Source organism: Corynebacterium sp. FDAARGOS 1242, assembly GCF_016889985.1.
GTDB classification, from domain to species: domain Bacteria; phylum Actinomycetota; class Actinomycetes; order Mycobacteriales; family Mycobacteriaceae; genus Corynebacterium; species Corynebacterium minutissimum_B.
Genome location: NZ_CP069568.1, coordinates 1,876,435 through 1,896,749 on the forward strand (window position 1 = coordinate 1,876,435; position 20,315 = coordinate 1,896,749).

At 64.1% G+C, this 20,315-nt stretch carries 20 protein-coding genes; 12 read left to right on the forward strand and 8 right to left on the reverse strand.

Annotation, left to right across the window (positions count from 1 at the left end; genetic code table 11):
- Position 1 precedes the first annotated feature (1 nt).
- Both feoB and I6J72_RS08880 read left to right on the forward strand, forming a co-directional pair.
- The gene (feoB, locus tag I6J72_RS08875; RefSeq protein ID WP_204098927.1) at positions 2-1,933 is read left to right on the forward strand and encodes a ferrous iron transport protein B; all 1,932 of its coding nucleotides are present in this window, start codon (positions 2-4) and stop codon (positions 1,931-1,933) included.
- Positions 1,933-2,202: a FeoC-like transcriptional regulator gene (locus I6J72_RS08880; protein WP_204098928.1), complete on the forward strand. Its 270-nt coding sequence runs from the start codon at positions 1,933-1,935 to the stop codon at positions 2,200-2,202. Before feoB ends, I6J72_RS08880 begins: the two co-directional genes overlap by 1 nt.
- Here I6J72_RS08880 and I6J72_RS08885 read toward each other — a convergent pair.
- Positions 2,174-3,589, reverse strand: a complete 1,416-nt coding sequence (locus I6J72_RS08885) for a PH domain-containing protein (protein ID WP_204098929.1) — start codon at positions 3,587-3,589, stop codon at positions 2,174-2,176. The two genes, I6J72_RS08880 and I6J72_RS08885, sit on opposite strands and share 29 nt — an antisense overlap.
- Positions 3,586-4,035, reverse strand: coding sequence for a PH domain-containing protein (locus tag I6J72_RS08890; protein WP_115021212.1), 450 nt, complete (start codon positions 4,033-4,035; stop codon positions 3,586-3,588). The genes I6J72_RS08885 and I6J72_RS08890 overlap by 4 nt, the downstream gene beginning before the upstream one ends.
- A gap of 58 nt (positions 4,036-4,093) precedes the next feature.
- Here I6J72_RS08890 and I6J72_RS08895 point away from each other — a divergent pair, with 58 nt between their 5' ends.
- Both I6J72_RS08895 and I6J72_RS08900 read left to right on the forward strand, forming a co-directional pair.
- The gene (locus I6J72_RS08895; protein WP_102234235.1) at positions 4,094-4,354 is read left to right on the forward strand and encodes a helix-turn-helix transcriptional regulator; all 261 of its coding nucleotides are present in this window, start codon (positions 4,094-4,096) and stop codon (positions 4,352-4,354) included.
- 7 nt (positions 4,355-4,361) lie between these two features.
- A complete protein-coding gene (locus I6J72_RS08900) occupies positions 4,362-4,832 on the forward strand; it encodes a hypothetical protein (RefSeq protein ID WP_204098930.1) in 471 nt (156 codons plus the stop codon).
- A 6-nt stretch (positions 4,833-4,838) separates the two neighbouring features.
- Here the strand turns inward: I6J72_RS08900 and I6J72_RS08905 are convergent, their stop codons facing one another.
- Positions 4,839-7,976, reverse strand: a complete 3,138-nt coding sequence (locus I6J72_RS08905) for an error-prone DNA polymerase (RefSeq protein WP_204098931.1) — start codon at positions 7,974-7,976, stop codon at positions 4,839-4,841.
- 164 nt (positions 7,977-8,140) lie between these two features.
- Here I6J72_RS08905 and I6J72_RS08910 point away from each other — a divergent pair, with 164 nt between their 5' ends.
- The 3 genes from I6J72_RS08910 to I6J72_RS08920 all read left to right on the forward strand — a co-directional run bounded on the left by I6J72_RS08910 (position 8,141) and on the right by I6J72_RS08920 (position 10,862).
- Entirely contained in the window at positions 8,141-9,037 is an 897-nt protein-coding gene (locus I6J72_RS08910) for a MetQ/NlpA family ABC transporter substrate-binding protein (protein ID WP_204098932.1), read from the forward strand.
- 107 nt (positions 9,038-9,144) lie between these two features.
- Positions 9,145-10,185 (forward strand): methionine ABC transporter ATP-binding protein, encoded by a 1,041-nt coding sequence (locus I6J72_RS08915; RefSeq protein WP_370552170.1) that lies wholly within the window; start codon positions 9,145-9,147, stop codon positions 10,183-10,185.
- Positions 10,182-10,862, forward strand: coding sequence for a methionine ABC transporter permease (locus I6J72_RS08920; protein ID WP_115021206.1), 681 nt, complete (start codon positions 10,182-10,184; stop codon positions 10,860-10,862). Before I6J72_RS08915 ends, I6J72_RS08920 begins: the two co-directional genes overlap by 4 nt.
- On the opposite strand, the gene I6J72_RS08925 is transcribed toward I6J72_RS08920, so the two are convergent.
- Entirely contained in the window at positions 10,859-11,740 is an 882-nt protein-coding gene (locus I6J72_RS08925; protein ID WP_204098934.1) for a sucrase ferredoxin, read from the reverse strand. The two genes, I6J72_RS08920 and I6J72_RS08925, sit on opposite strands and share 4 nt — an antisense overlap.
- 98 nt (positions 11,741-11,838) lie before the next feature.
- On the opposite strand from I6J72_RS08925, the gene I6J72_RS08930 reads away from it, so the two are divergent.
- On the forward strand, positions 11,839-12,474 hold the full coding sequence (locus I6J72_RS08930; RefSeq protein ID WP_204098935.1) for a hypothetical protein: 636 nt from the start codon (positions 11,839-11,841) through the stop codon (positions 12,472-12,474).
- On the opposite strand, the gene I6J72_RS08935 is transcribed toward I6J72_RS08930, so the two are convergent.
- On the reverse strand, positions 12,471-14,003 hold the full coding sequence (locus I6J72_RS08935; protein WP_204098936.1) for a DNA polymerase Y family protein: 1,533 nt from the start codon (positions 14,001-14,003) through the stop codon (positions 12,471-12,473). The genes I6J72_RS08930 and I6J72_RS08935 overlap by 4 nt on opposite strands.
- On the reverse strand, positions 14,000-14,680 hold the full coding sequence (locus tag I6J72_RS08940) for a hypothetical protein (RefSeq protein WP_204098937.1): 681 nt from the start codon (positions 14,678-14,680) through the stop codon (positions 14,000-14,002). The genes I6J72_RS08935 and I6J72_RS08940 overlap by 4 nt, the downstream gene beginning before the upstream one ends.
- Before the next feature lie 59 nt (positions 14,681-14,739).
- Between I6J72_RS08940 and I6J72_RS08945 the strand changes: the two genes are divergently transcribed.
- Positions 14,740-15,141 (forward strand): hypothetical protein, encoded by a 402-nt coding sequence (locus tag I6J72_RS08945; protein ID WP_204098938.1) that lies wholly within the window; start codon positions 14,740-14,742, stop codon positions 15,139-15,141.
- 6 nt (positions 15,142-15,147) lie between these two features.
- Here the strand turns inward: I6J72_RS08945 and I6J72_RS08950 are convergent, their stop codons facing one another.
- Both I6J72_RS08950 and I6J72_RS08955 read right to left on the reverse strand, forming a co-directional pair.
- Positions 15,148-15,801 carry a response regulator transcription factor gene (locus tag I6J72_RS08950; protein WP_204098939.1) on the reverse strand — a complete coding sequence of 218 codons (654 nt, stop codon included), beginning with the start codon at positions 15,799-15,801 and terminating at the stop codon, positions 15,148-15,150.
- A gap of 2 nt (positions 15,802-15,803) precedes the next feature.
- Positions 15,804-16,949, reverse strand: a complete 1,146-nt coding sequence (locus tag I6J72_RS08955; protein WP_204098940.1) for an ATP-binding protein — start codon at positions 16,947-16,949, stop codon at positions 15,804-15,806.
- Between the two features lie 113 nt (positions 16,950-17,062).
- On the opposite strand from I6J72_RS08955, the gene I6J72_RS08960 reads away from it, so the two are divergent.
- The 3 genes from I6J72_RS08960 to I6J72_RS08970 are packed head-to-tail and all read left to right on the forward strand — an operon-like array spanning position 17,063 to position 20,288.
- Positions 17,063-18,121: a PspC domain-containing protein gene (locus I6J72_RS08960; RefSeq protein ID WP_115021198.1), complete on the forward strand. Its 1,059-nt coding sequence runs from the start codon at positions 17,063-17,065 to the stop codon at positions 18,119-18,121.
- A 10-nt stretch (positions 18,122-18,131) separates the two neighbouring features.
- Positions 18,132-19,175, forward strand: a complete 1,044-nt coding sequence (locus I6J72_RS08965; RefSeq protein ID WP_204098941.1) for a low specificity L-threonine aldolase — start codon at positions 18,132-18,134, stop codon at positions 19,173-19,175.
- Between the two features lie 33 nt (positions 19,176-19,208).
- On the forward strand, positions 19,209-20,288 hold the full coding sequence (locus I6J72_RS08970; RefSeq protein ID WP_204098942.1) for an HNH endonuclease signature motif containing protein: 1,080 nt from the start codon (positions 19,209-19,211) through the stop codon (positions 20,286-20,288).
- Positions 20,289-20,315 lie beyond the last annotated feature (27 nt).

Sequence of the window (20,315 nt, forward strand, 5' to 3'; positions counted from 1 at the left end):
CATGGCCTCTTCCCCGAGCTGCCACGGCGATCCGGGCGGCGCGCTTGCCCCTGCCGGCGCGCCTATCCTCGCTCTCGTCGGCTCCCCTAACTCCGGAAAGTCCACGCTCTTTAATGCACTGACCGGCGCGAAGGCGCAAACCGGCAACTGGCCGGGCACCACGGTTGAGGTCAGCCGCGGCGCGTGGAAACTGGGCGATCGCACCGCCGATCTCATCGATTTCCCCGGCACCTATTCGCTCGATCCGCTCAGCCCGGATGAGGCACTGACCCGCGCTATGCTCATCGAGTGCGCGGAGGATGAGCGCCCCGACGCCGTCGTTGTGGTCGTCGACGCCACCGCCGTGGCCCGCGGTCTCAACGTGGCGCTCCAGCTAGCGGAACAGCCCTACCGCCTCATCATCGCGTTGACGAAGACGGATGTAGCGCTCAACCAGGGGCAGGTCGTCGACGCCACCGCGCTGGCCGAGGCCACCTCCATCCCGGTGGTGGTTGTGGATGGGCGTAAGCGGGAGGGCGTCGAGAAGCTGCGCGAGGTCGTGCTCGAGTCTTTGGCGTCTGCGCCCATGCAGTTGCGCGAGGACACTGGCCTGGAGGGGCGCTTTGCGGAGCTGGATGCGGCGGCGAAGGCCTCAGTAAGCGAGGTCGAGCATGCCACACCCCTGTCCCACCGCCTCGATGCGGTGGCCCTCCACCCGGTGGTGGGGCCACTGCTGTTTCTGGCCGTGATGTGGCTGGTCTTCCAAATCACAACGACGGTGGCAGCTCCCCTCCAGGATGGCTTGGAGGCGCTGGTGTCTGGCCCCTTGAGCGACTGGGCGCGGGCGGGGCTCGGGGCTATCGGTCTGGGTCACCCGCTCATTACGGGCTTGCTTGTCGACGGCCTCATTGGCGGCGTCGGCATGGTCCTCACCTTTGCCCCGCTTATGGCACTCATGTTTTTGTGCTTGGCGGTGTTAGAGGATTCCGGCTACATGGCGCGTGCGGCGGTGGTCACGGATCGTCTGATGCGGGCCATCGGCTTGCCGGGCAAGGCGTTTATCCCCATCGTCGTCGGCTTTGGTTGCAACGTGCCGGCGATTTCGGCCACGCGCGTACTCGGCAGCCCGCGGCACCGCATCATGACTGCGCTGCTTATCCCATTTACCTCGTGTTCGGCGCGCTTGGTGGTCTTCGTCATGCTCTCGGCCACGTTCTTCCCGGAACATGCTGGCAGCGTGGTGTTTCTTATGTACGTCATCTCCATCGCGCTGCTCGTGCTCGTAGGGTTGGCGCTCCGAAAGACTCTGTGGCGTGCGGTTCCGGAAGAAGCGCTCGTTATTGATCTGCCGACGTATCAGCTGCCCACGGTGCGCCTAGCGCTGAGTGTGATGTGGACGCGTTTGAAGGGCTTCCTGCAGACCGCGGGCGGCATCATCGTGAGCACCGTGGTTGTGGTGTGGCTGCTCATGGCCATTCCGGTCGGCGCGGCCGCCCACGACACTACCTGGGGCGAGCCCCCGGCCCCGGAGGATTCTGCCTATGGCGCGGTCTCGCGCACTATCGCCCCAGCCTTTGCCCCGGCTGGTTTCGATTCCTGGTCCTTGGCCGGCCCGTTGGTCACTGGTTTCGTGGCCAAGGAGGCGCTGATTTCGACGTGGGCGCAAACCTACGCCGTCGACGACGTCACCGACGCCTCTGCCGAAGAACAATCCCACAGTGCACTCAGCGACCACGTGCGTGAAGATTTCGAGCAGGCTTCCGGCGGGCATACCTTGGCGGCGGTGTGGGCCTACATGCTCTTCCTGCTGGCCTACACTCCCTGCGTGGCCACGATTGCCGCGCAGCGCCGCGAGATCGGCTGGCGCTGGACGCTCTTTGGCTTCGGCATTCAGCTGGCCACCGCATGGCTACTGGCAGTGGGCGCCTTCCAGATTCTGAAGGTGTTTATCTAATGCCCACCTCCCCCATCCAGGCCGTGCAGGAAGCCATCGAATCTGGCGTGCGCTCGCGGGCAGCCATCGCCACGGAGACGGGGCTGGAACCTGGCACGGTGGACCTCATCCTGGACCATCTCACCGCCAGCGGGGTGCTGGACATGGAGCCGCTGGGCTCGTGCCCAGCGGGCGGCTGCGGGTCCTGCTCGGCGGCGTCTGCATGCGCGGGCCCCAGCAGCTCCCGCGGTCCGGTGTTGCTTAAGCTTCGCCGCCCAACGGGCCGTTAAGCGGGCCCTCCAGAACCGGAAGGCGGCGGGTGCGCAGGCGGGTGAGGAGCTCGGAGGCGTCGGCAGGCGTGAGGTCCTGACCCGCCATCCTGACTGGCCCCGCCACGAGGTCGAAGCGCACGGTACGCACGCCCGCAAGATGGCTCAGCGGCCCCACCTTGAGCGTGAGCTCCTGAATGTGCGGGGTGCCAATCACCATGACGCGGCGGTTGATGCGGCCTCGATGCACGATGGTGACAGGCTCAGGCGAATCCACCAGCGTTACCGACTGCTGCTTGCGGTCGATGGGGCTGACCCACCGCGCCCGGCGTGGCGAGGTATACGTGGGCTGCGTGTGGCCCTCGGGCCGGGCATAGTCCTCGATCTGCGCGCGATCCAGGTCCGAGATGAGCGCCAGCAACTCCAGCGCCTGTTCACGGGTACCCACGGGCAGGATGCGCGTCGAGCCGGACTGTTTGCCGCCGCCCTTAGTGCCATAGCCGGCGACGGACACGTGCACCTCATACCAGCCGAGGCGCCGCCACAGGAAAGGCTGGCTTACCCGCACGCCGTGGATGCGGCCAATGCGGATGGTCTGGCGGCGGCGGTCAGCCAGGCCGTAGGAGATGTTGAGGGCGTGGGAGGGGGCGTCGTGAAGCGCGGTGAAGGTCCACGAGGAGTCCACCAGGCTCCACACACGGCCCACAAAGCCCACGATGATGGGCAACAATGCGGTCCACATGCCGGGGACGAAGAGCAAGCCGCCGATGATGAGTGCGGTAATTAGCGTCGGCAGGCGCAGTGCTTCCGCAGCGATGGTGCGCAGAATGGGAATCTCCGGAATAAGAGCCGGTTCTGATTCCTCTTCCACTGCCTGTTCTGGCTGCTCAACCTGTCCACCGTTCGTGCGGCGCAGCAGCTCAGCGCGCAACTCCTCCGCCTTCGCCTTGGTGAGGTACTCAATCTTGATTACAGAGGCGTTACCGCCAGCGGTTTCCACTCGGACCGTGGCCAGCCCCAACAGGCGGGCGATGATGGATTCAACGACATCCACGGCCTGGATGCGCTCATAGCGCGCAGAGCGAAAAGACGTTGAAATCACGCCGTGACGCAGCGCGACTTCATCATCGGTGAGTTTGTACCCCAACTTGCGCCACCACACTCCGGACACCAGCCAGATCACGGCACACACCAGCACAAAACCACCGATTGCCAGCAGAGTGCCGCGGCCCACTTCGCCCAGATGTCCGCCCTGCAGGTAGGACACAACGTCCTCGATCATCGAGGCGTTGATATTGAGAACAAAGATGGCGAGCAGCGCCAGAATCAGCGACCAAAAGCGCAGCAGGGGGGTGAGGCGGTGGACGCGGGTATAGCCGTCGGCGTCGATAAGCGCGCGATCCTTCACAGTCCACTCATCCTCTCGCGGGCCTTGATGGCGAGGCGTTCGCGCAGGGCATCGGCGTCCGCGGCAACCAGGCCGGGGATGGTGGCGTCGCTGCTGGGCGACGCCGTGTGCAGCTTCACCTTCTTCAGCCCCATCGCCCGCTCCACGGGGCCGGCCGTGACGTCGACAAACTGGATACGGCCATAAGGAACGACGGTGAAGGTGTGCCAGATTTTGCCGCGGGTGACGAGGAGTTCGTCGGCGGTTTCCTGCCAGCCTAAGTTCTTGACCTGTGCGGGGATGAGCCACAGTTCGTAGAGCGCCCACACAACGAGCGCGCCGGCAACCCAATAGAGCCAGTCCCACCAGAAATACGCTGCCGCGGCAGCGAGGGCGGCGAGGATAACATCCCAGCTTAAATTCGTAATGTAGCGGGCTTTCGTGAGTGACGGGGATACGGGGTTCATGCCAACACACTAACACAAACTCTTGACAAGTCGTTGGGTTTATACAACACTGTGATGCATGTCCCCAAAGAAAAAACCTACCCGCCCACTCTTTAACCGGGTCCGCGTGCTCCGCGTTGAACGGGACATGACGCGCGCACAGCTTGCCGACGCCATCGGGGTCAACCCCCAAACCATCGGCGCACTCGAGCGCGGCGACCACTCCCCCAGCTTGGACCTCGCCTTCAACATCTGCAAAGTCTTTAATCTGCCCGTGGAAGCCGTGTTCTCCCGGACCGAATTCACCCCCATGTCCTCCGAAATCTACCGAAAGGACTAGCCCGCACATGTCCGCCTCTATTCCCGATTCCGTTAAGACCCGCAAGCGCTACATCACCCTGGCCGATCTCTCCTCCTGCCTCATCATCCTGTCCCTCCCCCTGCAGTTCTGGGACTCCTTCACCTCACTCATGGTGGCCTGCCTAGGAACGCTGCTCACCGGACTACTGACCGCCCGCCTGCGAGGAGCGATAGGTGCCGCTGACCTGCCCAGGACAGAACTTGATGAATACGAGATGCAGCAGCACCTCGAGGCCCGCGACGACGGCCTCAAGTTCTCCCTCGCTGCACTCGTTATCTTGCTGCCAGTCACAGGCCTTATCGCCTGGGGCGCGCGGACCATGCCCATGATGGACGGCGTGTTTGTATCCCAGCTCTACCTCAAGATCATCCTGCTGCTCATGGTGTGGGTGCCCTTCTCCGTGGCACGTTCCCTGGCCGGAAAAATGAACCGCGACGAGCTCATCTCAAAGGAATAAGCACCCCTAGCGGAAATCCCGCGAGCCGCGCGAGAGTGCCTCGCCGAAGGCCAGCGGCTCAAGCTGGTCAGCGGCAACGGTGACCGCGCCGGAGGCGTTCTGCACGATTCCACGCACGATGAGCGCAGGAGCCGCCCGAGCCGTCACCTTATCCCGAGCCCACAGGCCGGGCGAGACCATCACGTTCATCAGCCCGGTCTCATCCTCCAAGCCAAAGAACACCACACCAGCTGCGGTCTGGGGGCGCTGGCGGTGCGTGACCACTCCGGCGATGCGCACGCGGGTGCCGTCCTCCACGGTCGGCAGGTCCGCCGCCGACAGGACACCACGAGCACGCAGCGCCCCACGGACCTGCTCCATGGGCTGCTGGTTGTGGGTCACGCCGGTACTTGCCACGTCCGCCGCCATGAGCTCGAAAGCACTCATTCCCGGCAAAGACGGCGCCTCGATAGCAGAAAGCCCTGGCAGCATCCCTGCCTGTTCCGTCGCGGCCACACCGGCCTGCCACAGCGCTTGGCGACGATTCACCCCAAAGACCTCCAAGGCCCCCGCCACCGCGAGGGCCTCCACGTGATCGACGGTGAGGTCGGCGCGGCGGGAGAGATCGGGGACGTCGGCAAACGGCGCGGCCGCCTCAATGCGGTCGGCAGCCTTATCCCCCAAGCCTTTGATGAGGTTGAGGCCTAAGCGGATGCGAACCTCGCCGTCCTCGCCCACCACGGCGCGGGCCTCGCGGCCTGAATCGTTGACAGTGGCCGGCAGCACCTCCACGCCGTGGCGGCGCGCATCCTGGATAAGTGACTGCGGCGAATAGAAACCCATCGGCTGCGCGCGCAACAGACCCACGCAAAACTGCGCCGGATAATAGCGCTTAAACCACGCCGAAAAGTACACCAAGGAGGCAAAAGACTGCGAGTGCGACTCCGGGAAACCATAGGCGGCGAAGGCGACAATCTTGGTCCACAACTTGTCCGCGACCTCCCCGGTAATCCCGTTGGTCTCCTGCAATCCGTCGTAGAAACGCTGTTTGAGTGCTGCCATCTTGGCCGGCGAACGCTTCGAGCCCATCGCGCGCCGCAAATCATCAGCCTCCGCGCCGCTGAAACCAGCGGCATCGACAGCGATCTGCATGAGTTGCTCCTGAAAGAGTGGGATGCCCAGCGTCTTGCCTAAGGACTTTTCCAACACCGGATGGTCATACTCAACCGCTTCTATGCCATCGCGGCGGCGCAGGTAAGGGTGCACCGACCCGCCCTGAATAGGTCCGGGGCGAATGAGCGCTACTTCCACGACGAGGTCGAAGAAGACCCGCGGCTTGAGTCTTGGCAGCGTATTGAGCTGCGCGCGCGATTCCACTTGGAACACACCCACCGCATCCGCGCGGCAGAGCATGTCATAGACTTCCGGGTCCGCTAGGTCCAGCTCCCACAGGTTGACCTCCCGGCCAGTGGTTTCCTCCACCAAGTCCATCATGTGGTGCAGGGCCTCGAGCATGCCCAACCCCAACATGTCGAACTTCACCAGCCCGGCTGCGGCGCAATCGTCCTTATCCCACTGCAGCACCGACCGGTTCTCCATGCGCGCCCATTCCACGGGCACAACATCCGCAATCGGCCGGTCACACAGCACCATGCCGCCGGAGTGAATGCCCAGGTGGCGCGGTTGACCGAGGAACTGCTCGGCTAAGGATTCGACGTCGCTAGGCGCAGGCGCCACACCTTTCGACCACGCATCGGCCGAGCCTTGCGGATAGCCCAACGCCCGCGCAGCATCCCGCAGTGCACCTTTGCGGCGATACGTAATCACGTTAGCCACCTGCGCGGCACGCTCGCGGCCATGCTTGGCATAGACGTACTGAATGACCTCCTCACGGCGGCCTGATTCAATATCGATGTCGATATCCGGCGGGCCATCGCGATCCGGGGACAAGAAGCGCTCAAAGAGAAGACCCGCGGAAATCGGCTCCGCGTTCGTAATCCCCAGCGCGAAACACACTGCGGAGTTTGCCGCCGAACCACGCCCTTGACACAGGATATTCTCCCGCCGACAAAAATCCACGAAGTCACACACGATAAGGAAGTAGCCCGGAAAACCGAGCTGCTTCACGACGCCCAACTCATACCTCATCTGCTCCCACGCCCGCTCCCTAATCTCCTTAGGCCGCGTGGCGTAGCGCGCTTTCGCACGTTCGAAGGTGAGGTGCTCCAACCAGGACATCTCGGTATGCCCCTCCGGCACGTCAAAATCCGGCAGGTTGGGCGCTAGGGCTTCCCAGGTGAAGCTGCACTCCTCCAGCACTCGGACGGTTTCCGCGATAAGTTCTGGACGGTCTGGAAATAGCTGCGCCATCTGCTCCCCAGAGCGCAGCCAGGACGAGCCCATGGGGTGGGAGTTGGGGGAGGCGTCGGCAAGCGCGAGGCGCCGGGACAAGGCTTGTTTGGCCCCAGCCAACCGCGCGTGTTCCCGTGTGGCGGCAGCCGGGCGGGCCGTGGCGATAGCGCGCGGAACCGGGCAGGAATCCAGCAGCGCGTGGTGGTCAACGTCCTCCGGAATTTGGGTACAGGAGTACTCCAAAACCATGCTGTCTATTTTAATTCTTTCGCTCAGATAGTCGAACTTCTCTGCCCATTCCCACCCCACAAGAAAGAAACAATGCTCCTGCAACTCCGCCGCAATATCCGCCAACGGCGGATAGGACACCGCGTCTTTCTCCCCCGCCTCCATACGTGCGCGGGAGATGAGCCGCGACAAACGCCGGTACCCCTCCGGAGTGCGCGCCAGCACGGTTAACGGCGCCGGTTCGAGGCTCAGTTCCGCGCCCAAAACAGCAGGGAGGCCGACCTTCGCGGCAGCCTCTGCAAACTTCATGAGCCCATAGAAGCCATCCCTATCTACCAGCGCCATTCCCTGCAACCCCAGCTCGACCGCCCGCGCCACAAGCTCCTCCGGCTCAGAGGCCCCTTGCAGGAAGCTATAGGAACTCACCGCATGCAGCTCCGCAAAGGGCACGGCAGAGTACCCCGCCTTCGGGGTGTCCGTAGCGTCCGGCAGATGCTCCACCGATACGGGAATGGGGCCTGGGCGGCCAGACAAGATCCGCTCGACGCGGGACCACGGTAGCGCTGCACCCCCATTGAACCTCATAGCCCCACACCTTATATTCGAACACGCATTCCCGTCAAGGTTTTCGTTGAACAATTATCGGAATAGACAAAGCGGTTCAATCGTTGCTAGTTTTTCGAGCAGTGTAATCACCTGCGGTACCTCACCACGTGCCGCACAACCAAGAAGGGACACTAAGACCCATCATGAGCATCCGTCGCGTACTTGCTGCCACCTCGGCAGCTGTCATCGCCGCTACCGGCCTGGTCGCCTGCTCCTCCGATTCCTCGGACTCTGAAGCCAAAGGCGGCGGCGAAGAAATTACCAAGGACTCCACCATCACCATCGGCACTACCGATGCCAACATGGAAGAGTGGGCTGTCTTCCAGGACCTGGCCAAGGAGGCCGGCTACGACGTGAAGCTGGAGAACTTCGCGGACTACAACACCCCGAACCAGGCTCTGGATCAGGGTCAGCTGACCGCCAACAAGTTCCAGCACCTGCAGTTCTTGGCCAAGTACAACCAGGGCAACGGCACCGACCTCGTCCCGCTCGCCTCCACCGAGATCTACCCGTTGGCCATCTACTGGAAGGACCACAAGGACCTCTCTGGCATTGAGGACCAGGAAGTGGCCATCCCGAATGACTCCACGAACCAGGGCCGTGCTATCGGCCTGCTGGCCCAGGAGGGCCTGGTCACTCTTAAGGAGGACAGCCCGCTGATCCCGACTCCGCTCGATATCGACGAGAAGAAGTCCAAGGTCACCGTCACCCCGGTGGACGCCGCACAGACCCCGGCAGCGTACGGCGAGGGCAAGCCGGCTGTCATCAACAACTCCTTCCTGGAGCGCGCGGGCATCGACCCGAAGTCCGCTGTGGCAGAGGATGACCCGAACTCCACCGAGGCAGAGCCGTACATCAACGTCTGGGCCGTGCGTGCAGAGGACGCTGACAACGAGACCCTCCACGAGCTGGCCAAGCTGTGGAAGGACCCGAAGGTCACCGAAGCTGTCCTGAAGTCCTCCGGCGACACCGCCGTGGCTGTGGACCGCCCGCAGGAAGAGCTGCAGGAGATTCTGGACCGCCTCGAAGAGGAAGCCTAAGCCCCCGCTACTCCACATGTCCCCCCGCGTTCACGCTTCAGTGTGTGGCCGGGGGATTTGGCCGTTACACACGATTCACATAACCCCCCACAAGGACACCTCACGTGATTGACCACACTGGCGCCCCTCGAGGCACCCGGATTGAGTTCCGCAACATCACCAAAGTCTTCACAAACAAAAAGACCACTACGAAAGCACTCGATAACGTCTCACTGACCGTCGAGTCCGGCGAGATTGTCGGCATCATCGGCTTCTCGGGTGCCGGCAAGTCCACGCTGGTGCGCATGATCAACGGCCTCGATACCCCAACGTCGGGAGAGCTGCTTCTCGACGGCACCGATGTCGTCGGCATGCCCGAAAAGCAGCTGCGCGGTCTGCGCCGCAACATCGGCATGATTTTCCAGCAGTTCAACCTCATGTCCTCGCGCACCGCGGCGGGCAATATTGAGTACCCGTTGAAGCTGCAGGGCGTCGAGAAGCAGGAGCGTAAGAAGCGCGTTCAGGAGCTTTTGGAATTCGTCGGACTGGCGGACAAGGGCAATAACTACCCGGAGCAGCTCTCCGGTGGCCAGAAGCAGCGCGTCGGCATCGCCCGCGCTTTGGCCAACAACCCTTCCCTGCTGCTGGCGGATGAGGCCACCTCAGCCCTCGACCCGACCACCACGCACGAGGTCCTCGACCTACTGCGCAAGGTCAACCGCGACCTCGGCATCACCATCGTGGTCATTACCCACGAGATGGACGTCGTGCGTTCCATCGCCGACAAGGTCGTCGTTATGGAAAATGGCCGCGTCATTGAGGACGGCAGCGTCTACGAGGTCTTCTCCAATCCGCAGACCAGCGTGGCAGAAAAGTTCGTGGCCACCTCGCTGCGCAATACCCCGGACGTGGTCGAGGCCGATGACCTTCTCGCCCACGAGGGCCGCCTGTTCACCATCAACCTAACCGAAAACTCCGGCTTCTTCGGCGCCGCCGGCAAACTCGCGGACAAGGGCGTGTCCATTGCCGTGGTCCACGGCGGTATTACGACGTTGCAGAAGCATTCCTTTGGCAAGATCACCGTGCGCCTCAACGGCCCGGATGCTGCTATCGAAGAGTTCTACGCGCACATGCAGCGCACCACCGACATTGAGGAGATTCAACGATGAACGTCACCTACCTCGCGGAGGCCAACTGGAGCCGTCTAAGTGGCACGCTTGTCGACGCCATCAAGGACACCCTCATCATGGTCGCCACCACCATGGTGCTTGCGGGCATCATCGGCTTGGTTCTCGGCATCCTGCTCTACACCACCCGCCCAGGCGGAATCCTGCAGAACAAAGTCATCTACTTCATCATCAATATCCTGGTGAACTTCGTTCGCCCGATTCCGTTCATCATTTTGCTGGCCTTCGTCCAGCCGCTCACGGTGGCGGTCTTGGGAAGTTCCATCGGCCGCGAACCCGCCACGTTCGTCATGGTCATTGCGGCTACCTTCGCGGTGGCGCGCATCGTGGAGCAGAACCTCGTGGCGCTCGACCCGGGCGTGATTGAAGCAGCCCGCTCCATGGGCGCCTCGCCGTGGAAGATCATCACTACGGTCATCATTCCGGAAGCGCTGGGCCCGCTGGTGCTGGGCTACACCTTCCTGTTCATCGGCATCGTCGATATGTCCGCCATGGCCGGCTACGTTGGCGGCGGTGGCTTGGGTGACTTCGCCATCGTCTACGGCTACCGCGCCTTCGAGTGGGAAGTCACCGTGGTGGCTACCCTCATCATCATCGTGCTGGTCCAGGCAGCCCAGTTCTTCGGCAACTGGCTCTCGGCGAAGATTATGCGCCGCTAACCGCGCCGCAAGACGCGACGCGCGGTATAAAAGCGAGAGGTCTTGGGCTCGTCTCCACATGAGGAGACGACGCCGGAGGCCTCTTTTTCTTCGAGTTCCACTACCCACGCGCGGCCATCTGTATGCCGCACCGTGACGCTCTCCCCCGCCGCGGTTTTCTCCGCCGCGGGCTCATCCGCCGCGGCGACGTGGAGGTCGCCGTAGTGGAGGTTCTCGGAGGCGTCGAGAAGCTCGCGCGCCACGGCGAGTTCTGCCACCTGGCCCTTCGGCGTATTCAACCCCGAGCCGCGGTTAGCCGGGTAGAAATACTCGCCGCGCAACGCCTTGCCCACAAGCTCGCGGCCTGCCTCCACGTTGAGGCGTCCGAAGGAGTAGCCCCACGGCATGAGCAACACCGAAGGCGCGAAGCGGTGGCCCTTAGTGTGCGAGGTCTCCCATACGGTCTCCTCGTATTCACAGGCGAGCGAGGCGGCCAGCGGACGCCCCTTCACCGCGCAGCAGGCATCGCGCTTGGCGTGAGTACACACCAATACCAACGGCAAGCACGTGCCGCGCGGATTCTCCAAGTCAAGGTCCAGAATGTCCTCTGGGCCGTTGAGAATGTAGTCCTGCACAAGGCCCTCGCGGGCCCAGACCACGAAGCAGCGGAAATGCCCCGTACCGCGCTCGCGCCCAGCGCGGCCTGGACGGCGGATGAGCTGCAGGCCGGCTACGCCCTTAAGCTTGGCCTTGATTTTCTCCGTCAGGCCGGGGCCAAAAGTGTGGCCGTCGAGCACATCTCGGGACCACGCCGCGGGCCACTCGAAGAGGACATAGACGGATTCTTGCTTAGCGGTACCAGCCAAGGGTTCTACCTGGATATCGGAGCAGAAGGTCATGGCGCCAGTTTAACTGTCATCACTTCTTTCACAACAATGTGGTTACGATGTTCACTTCGGTTCCAAGAATTCCGTCTTGGGCGGCTACGCTCGAAGTTATGCCGAAACACACTCTCTCGCGCGCAGCCACCTCCGTGGCGGCACTCGTCGCCTCGAGTGCGCTCGTGCTGCAGGGCTGCTCCGCTTCCTCCGACGACACCTCCGCGCCGACCGCTACCGTCGACGCCACTTTGTCCGGCGTGTCCACCTCGACCGCCGCTCCCGCTCAGAACGCCACGGCGCCCGCTGGGCTGACCCCACTGGGTGACGCCAACCTGGAGATGAAAACCCTCCGCCCACCAGTGCCGTCCGAGCTGGTGGTCACGGATGTGCGCGTGGGCAAACACGACGGTTTTGACCGCGTCGTCTTCGAGTTCACCGGCAATGGCTCACCGGGCTGGTTTATTGACTACACCGACTCCCCCGCCCAGCAGGGCTCGGGCAACCCGATTTCTTATGAGGGAACCACGGCGCTGAACGTCAGCATTGATGGCACGGCGTATCCTTTCCAGCTCGATATGGAAGACCCGAACATCGGCACGGTCAAGGGCGCTGGCGGCATAGTGACCCAAGTGGTCAACGGCGGCACCTTTGAGGCCCGTTCGCAGTTCGTCATCGGCCTTGCCGGGCGCCACCCCTACTCCGTCCAGGTACTCAAGGCACCAACGCGTCTGGTTATCGATATCCAGAACTAGGTATACGTCGCCTCCACCGACCAGCGCCCGCCTGCCCACACGAGGAGCCAGGCGCGCTGGCCGTTGTCGTTTTCGCCCACGACTTGCAGGCGCGCGCAGCGCTGCGCCTCGTTCGGATCCCACCAGCCGGTATCTACTGGCCAAGGTCCGGCCCACCCGGTCACGCGGTAGCGGTGGCGCCCCCACCCTAGGCCCGCAGGTTCACCGGAGAGGAGGGCCTCGGCGGTGACGATGATGTCGCGGGCGGAAGAGTCAATAAGCCGGATGCGCGCGGCGGGGTGCGCCAGGCTTGCCGGCAGCGGCGCGGGGATGCGCCCGGGCCACGTGCCCTCCGGGGCAGGGTCGCGCTGCTCGCCGTAGGGAATCAGCTCGATACGCTCAGCCACCCCGCGGCCCGCCGCCGGGCGCGGCTGCAGCACGCGGTCCACGCCGAGCTGCGACTGCACGCGCGCGATGACCCGCTTGGCCTGCTCCGTCGATTCACCCGCGCCCCACAGCACACTATCCCCAGGTGGGGCGACCTCCACCGGTTCCAGCACAAGCTTCTCGACGCCCCCACCTTCGCCCGCCCGCGCACTACTCAGCCACCCATCGAGCTGCCAGCGCACGCGGTCTGCCGTGGCGGCCTCGCTCAGCGCTTCCTGCGTGCGCCAGATGCGCTCGAGGCGCGTACCGCCCTCGAATTCGGCAATGACGCGCAGACGCATGCAGATAAGGCTCGCGCGATCCAGCACCGCGTGCAGGCGTGCTGCCAGCTGGCGCGCAGCGAAGGCCGCCGCGTCCACGCGCTCGAGCGGTTCCTCAAAGGTCTGCTCCACGCCCAGATCGGGGCGGGCAAGCTCCGGCGCCACGCGCCGATCGGGCGCTGCCGAGGCCACCGCGTGACAGCGCCGCCCGGCTTCCCCGAAGCGCGTGGTGACCTGGCGCAGCGGCAAACCCGCGAGCTCTCCCAACGTACGCACACCGAGGCGCTGCACGGTATGGACCGTCTCAGGCGGACAGCCCAACGCCACCTCCGCGGCGAGTACTCCCACTGGTTGCTCTGACAGAAATTCCCGCGATCCACCAGCCGGTACCACCGCTCCGAGGTTCTCGTGGCGCGCGGCAATGAGCGCGGTAGCGATCTCGTCAGCAACGCCGACGGTGGCGTCGAGGTGGGATCTCGAGGAGGCGTCGACAAGCATCTCCACTGCCCTATCCTCACTTCCGTGGAAACGCCCCGCAGCACCCGCATCCACAATGACTAGGCCCGGGCGCAGGACCTCCACTGAGGACGCCACCGCATCGAGCCCGGCAGCAATCTCAGCGAAGACCGCACCATCGCGGTCCGGGTTAGCCTCCTCCACTCGCACGTCCGGCAGCACTGCCTGGGCCTGGCGCACGCGCATCCCGCGGCGCACTCCGGCCCGGCGCGCCGCCGCGTTGCACACCGCCACGTGGTGCTGGGAGGCAATCACACACGCTGCCCTATCAGCGTCCTGCAGCGCCTGGATAGGCCAATCCGGGAACCACAGGGCCGCGACTCTCATACCACCTCCAGGCGTGGGCGCTCAGCCCGTTCACCGCAGGTGAGCACCCCTCGGCGCGGGCGTGCGCTTTTCGACGCCACCCGCACCTCAATGTCCACTCCCCTGATACGCCCGCTGCCGCGGCCTACGCCGCGCACCGCCACGACGTCTGCGCCAATCTCCGTGACCGTACCCGGGAGCCGTGCACCGACGGTCAGCAGTGCCGCTTGTCCGCCGCGCACCTTGGCCAGAACCGGCCGTGCTCGCGTGGGGCTGAGCTCGCCGAGACCTTTGTGCACGACGAGGTCCAGCCCCTCACACAACACCCCGGTGACCGCCCACGGCTCGGCTCCCGGATCGGGCACAACGATGACCCGGGAGACATCCCCTTCCTCGGCCACCTGTGCGAGTAAGAGGTCCGGCCAGCCTACGATGCCCACATGTCCGCCCGCCGCGCTAACATGGGAGACAAGCTCCACCACTAAGGCCGCACATGCGGCGCACGCGGTGGCCCGCTTTCGGGGCAGTCCACCACTTGGGAGCAGCGCAGATAGACTTTCGGGGACGGTAAGTATGTCCACATCTGGCTGGACATCCGCTGCCACGTCTGGCGTTTCCAGACGTTGAATCTGGGCGCGCAAAGCCGCGATCTGGTCGGCCCGTGAGCCACCCGCGACGCGAACACCTGTTTGATTCATAGCTCCTATTATGAACCTCTCACCGGACACGCGCAATTGCACTGGTAGCGTTAGGCGCCATGAACCCCCTCCGCACGCACACCACCCCCATCCCCACTCCACTGTGGGTACGCCTCGGCGCCTCGCTGCTGGCTGGTGCCGCCGTGGCGGTGGGCACGAGCCGTATCCACTTCGGCCTAGCGCTCGGGCTCAGTCTGGTCTTGATCCTGGCAGCCTGCGCGCTGGTATTCTTGCACCCCTACCGCCAGCGCATGCGCGAGTTCGCCGAGGACCACAACGTCTCCCTGCTGCCCTCCGTGGCACAGCTGCTACCGCTCATGGTGCTGTGGCTCGCCATCATGGCTGCCCCACTTATCGCTCTACCAGCCTGGGGCAGCGCCCTAGTGTGGACACTAGTCTTCGGGGCCGCGTTCCTGCTGTTCCCGCACGTGGACGGCTCTCGCAAGCTCGCCTACGCCTAGCGCGACTTAAGCCAAATCGCGCGAGGTAGCCCAGCGAGTGAGCTGGTGGCGGTTAGACTGCTGGGTCTTGCGCAAAATGTTGGAGGCGTGCGTCTCCACGGTCTTGACAGAGATAAACAACTGCTTGCCAATCTCGCGGTACGTATAGCCGCGCGCAAGCAGCCTTAAGACCTCCAGCTCCCGCCTCGTGAGCGCATCCACCACTGGGTCATGACCTTCCTCCGGCTCCGGTGCGGGCGCGCCGGAGGCAAAAGCATCGAGGACAAAACCTGCTAGGCGCGGCGAGAAATACGCATCTCCACTGTTGACCTGCGCTATCGCTTGGGCTAGGTCGGGGCCGGAAATATTCTTGGTGACATAGCCGCGCGCGCCCGCTCGAATTAGCGCAATGACATCTTCTGCCGCATCCGACACGCTCAGCGCCAGAAACACCGGCCGCGACGACTGCTGCGCCGTCGCGTTCATGACGGCGAGGCCGCCGCCGTCGGGCATGTGAACGTCGAGAAGCACCACGTCCGGCGAGGTACGCGCAATCCCCTCCAGCGCCTCCGCAACGGTCCCCGCATCCCCGACGATTTCAATCTCCGGGGACTCCGCCAGCTCCGCGCGCACGCCAGCGCGGAAGACAGAGTGATCATCAACCAGAAACACCTTCACCATGCTCATAACGCTACCGTGAGCTCCACCTCGGTGCCTTCCCCCGGAGTCGAGGAAATTCTCACACGCCCACCAGCACCTTCTACGCGCGCGCGAATACTATCACGAATGCCGTGCCTATCAGCGGGAATGTCCTCCACCTCGAAACCTACCCCACGGTCACGGACAAAAATGCTCAACTCGCCGGCCAACAGCTCCGCATACACGTCCACGGTGTCCACGCCCGCGTGCTTGCCGGCATTCACCATCGCCTCGCGCGCTGCCTGGATCGCAAGCTTGGCGGACTCCGTCAGTTCCGCGTCCTCTCCCACCGTCACCGGGGAGACCCGCAGGTCGAAAAGGTCCTCCACCTCCCCGCATGCCGCGTCGAGAGCACCAAAACAGGTGGTGGGGGCGGACGAAGGGGCGTCGAAAAGCCAGGCCCGCAGTTCGCGTTCTTGGGCACGCGCCAAACGCGTCACCTCGCGCGGGTCCTCCGCGCGCTTTTGGATGAGTGCCAGTGTCTGCAGCACCGAATCGTGCAGACGGGCGGCAATCTCCGTGCGTTCCTCCGACACCGCCTTCGCCGCTTGCTCCTGCGACAACGACCGCCACAGCTTGAGCACCAGCGGCACCACCAGCGCGCCAAAACCCACCAGCGTCAGCGCCGTGGCCACAATCGCTGAGCCGGATCCGCTCTCCCACGTCACCGCCGCCACCACAACGCCCACGATGACCAACGCGGCACCAGCCACAACGCTCACCATGCCCACCGGCGTATTCAAGCCACGGTCGTAAGCTAGCCACGCCAAGACCGCGCCGACGCCCACAGCAGCCAACGGCACCAATGCGCTTGGCGACGCCCCCGATACCCCCAACACCCCGATTACCCCTCCTACCAGCGCTAAGAACACCAGCAGGAGGGAGGAAGGGTTGCGGGAGGAGGGGCCGTCGTCAAGCGCAGGCGTGGACATCCACAACCCGGCATAGACCATCGCGCCCACCCCGCCCATCACCGTCAGCACGGTAAGAGCGATGCGTACGTAGAGAACCGGAACCTGCAGATGCTGGGCGAGCCCCGCAGCCACGCCGGCGACCACGCGATCGGACTGGGGCCGCGACATCACGGGATAAGGCGCCGCGTTTTCTGCGGGCACATAGGGCGAAGTCATACCAACTATCGTTGCACGGCGAACCTCGCATGCACATCAGGGACAACCCCGAGGTGGAAAAATCAGGGCGATTACCGATACCGCCGCGAGGCCCCGCACGGCACCATAAAAGTATGACGAAGAACAACACACTCAACCAGATGTGGACGACCCGCCCCGTCCGCCTTCCCAAGAAACAGGGCGGCGACGCGCACATCGCCGGTGTCTGCGAAGGCATCGCGGTGCGCTACCAGATTGACCCCACGCTCGTGCGCGTGGCTTTTGTGGTCGCAGCACTCGCCTTCGGCGGTGGCATCGCCGCCTACCTCGCTGCCTGGGCAATCATGCCGCGCTATGGCTCGCCCTACTGTCCGCTCGATGCGGCCTTAGGCAAAGATGGCGCCAAGGAGGAGCAGGAGCTCGGCTGGATGCTGATTATCGGAGTCCTTCTCACTTTAGGCTCCGGCCCGTTATTCCTGAGCGAGCAATACTTCGCCGGTCTTCCCTCTGCCACGCTAACCTTCGGGCTGTGTGCCCTAGCCTGGTACGCCCTTCACCACCGCGAGCCGCTGCCGCCCGGCGGGCTATTAGCCGCTGAGCAGCCGGTGCGTGAGGAGCCCGTTAACCTCAACAGTTATAGCCCTGCGGAAGGCCACCCCTTCCCGCCCGGCCGCACCACCCCGCCGTCCTGGGATCCGCTCGGCGTGGTACCTGAAGCTTGGGACCTGCCGGAGCCGGGCCCGCGGGAAGAACCGACAAAGAAGCGTGGTTCGCAGTGGGCTGAGGCCGCGATTGCTCTTGGTGCTGTGGGAGTCGCCCTGACGGTTGCCTTCCTCGGGGTCTCCTTCCAGTCAGAAGTCGACGGCGATGAGTCCGGGTTCCGCGCCCGCTTCAATGTCGGTTCTCAGCACATCGCCCCTACCAGCGCAGAGGAGCTCGAGGAATACTATGACCTGGGTATCGGCACCTCAACGGTGGACTTGAGCCAGCTGCACGACCTGAAAGACAAACACGACGTCACCATCGATATCGGCATCGGCACCGTGGAGGTCATCCTCCCGAAGGACGTCCCGGTATCGCTCACCTGCGACGGCGGCTTGGGCGAAAGCAATTGCACCGACCGCCATGACGATGATGCACTGCTGGATATCCACATCGACGAGGGCATCGGCGAGCTCACCGTCACCGGCTAAACTTGCCCGCATGATTCACTTCGGAAACGACTACCACCGCTCAGCCCACCCCCGCGTTCTGGAAACCATCGCGGAGGCGGACGGCGTGCATTCCGGCTATGGGGCCGATGAGCTGTGCGCCGCGGCCGCCGATACCCTGCGCGCCGCCTGCCAGGCGCCGGATGCCGAGGTGCACTTCATGGTCGGCGGCACCCAGGCCAACGCCACGATTATCGCCTACCATCTGCGCCCCTGGGAGGCTGTCATCTCGGCCGATAGCGGGCACATCGCCACGCACGAGACGGGCGCCATCGAACACTCCGGCCACAAGGTCATAACCCTGCCGAACCAGCTGGGGAAAATCACCGCCGCGCAGGTCCGCGCGTGCGTGGAGGAGTACCGCGCCTCCGGGATTGAGGAACATATGCCCGAACCCGCGCTGGTCTACATCACGCAGCCCACCGAATACGGCACCACCTATACCCGCGCGGAGCTCGTGGCCCTGCGCGAGGTGTGTGACGAGTGCGAGTTGCGCCTGTTTGTCGACGGCGCCCGCCTCGGCTACGGCCTTTCTGCCGCGGATGTCACCCTGCCGGATCTTGCCGCGCTTGTCGACGTCTTCACCATCGGCGGCACCAAATGCGGTGCCCTCTTCGGCGAGGCCATCGTCTTACCCGCAGGTGCACCGCGCTTCCGCCACGCCATGAAACAACACGGCGGTCTCCTAGCCAAGGGTTGGCTGCTCGGCGCACAGTTCTCCGCCCTCTTCAGCACGCCCGCTGAGGCTGCAGCTCCGGCAACGCTCTACGAGCAGATCTGCGCCCGCGCCAATGCTCAGGCCCAACGCATCGCGGAGGCTTTCCGCGCCGCCGGCATCGACATGCTCTTAGACTCCCCCACCAACCAGCAGTTTGCACTTCTTACCCGCGAGCAGGAAGACCAGCTCAAGAAAGACTTTGTGTGCGAATTCTTCGGCGAACATGAGGACAAGCGCGTGGTGCGTTTCTGTACGGCGTGGTCGACGGAGGAGGGGGACGTCGATAAGCTGTGTACTGCGATTTCTTCGCTCAAGTAGCGCGATCACACGACCTGGTTTAGGCTGTGGCCTATGCAACTGGGGGGTTACATTCAGGCACTAGCGCATGGGCTCGACGTGGTCGAGCAGTGCGCCGGTGTCACGCGCGCGCAACTGGTTCAGATGGGCGCGCAGCCCGACTTCGCGGCGAAGCTTCTCAACCTGCACGAGGTGTACTTCGGCGACACCATGTTCCGCTCCCGGCAGCGCAAAGCGCGCCGCACGCGCCACGATGTGTTCACGCTCCTTGATATCGAGCGTTACTGTTCTCGACTCAAGGCACGCAAGGCCTGGGAGCTGCGCCAACTACTGGCCGCCACTCCGCGGGAGAAGATCGCCATGGTGGCGAAGGCGAAGCTCAAGGAATGGCGCCCGCCCAAGGACCCCGCCCCGGGCGTGCGCGTGACGCGCCGGGAAGGCCGCAACCACACGCTGAGCATCACGGATAGCTCGCTGAACATCTCCAAGCTGCTGGCCGTGCTCAAGACGACCGATAAGGACTTGCTCACCGCGGCGCATACCGTGTTCCGCGGCGGGGGCGGCTCGGGTCAGAAGCTCCAATCCAACGTCATCGTGCGTCTCGATGAGATGGACCGCATCATTGACGGCGATGGTGAGGAGATTGAGCTGCAGCTGACCAACGGTGCCACGATGACCGGTGCGGAGTTTGTGCGCGAAAAGCTTGCCGACGTCGGCCTCATCACCCTTATCCATCCCCACCACGGCCCCGTCAACCTCTACATGGCCAGCCGCTTCGCCAGCCCGAAGCAGCGTCTTGCTTTATCGGCGGAACATCCTACGTGCGCGTGGCCTGGTTGCAATGCGCCTGCTGAGGATTCACAGATTCATCACCTCATCCGCTTCCAAGACGGCGGGCCGACCAACATGGCCAATATGGTGCCGCTGTGCGCGTATCACAATGCGGTCAACGACGATGACCCGCAGCACCCAACTGGTCGCGGGCGCCTCGACCGCATCGACGGCCGCGTGCATTACCTGCCGCCGTGGGCGGGCCCACCCGTTCCTATTCCCAGCCCCGCGCACCCGCCGCGCTCGTCCGCACCGCCTGGTGGTTCGGCTAGCCCTCGCCCGCCCGATCCGCCGCCGGGTTAATTCTCGTTCCCCGCGCCGGATCACCGG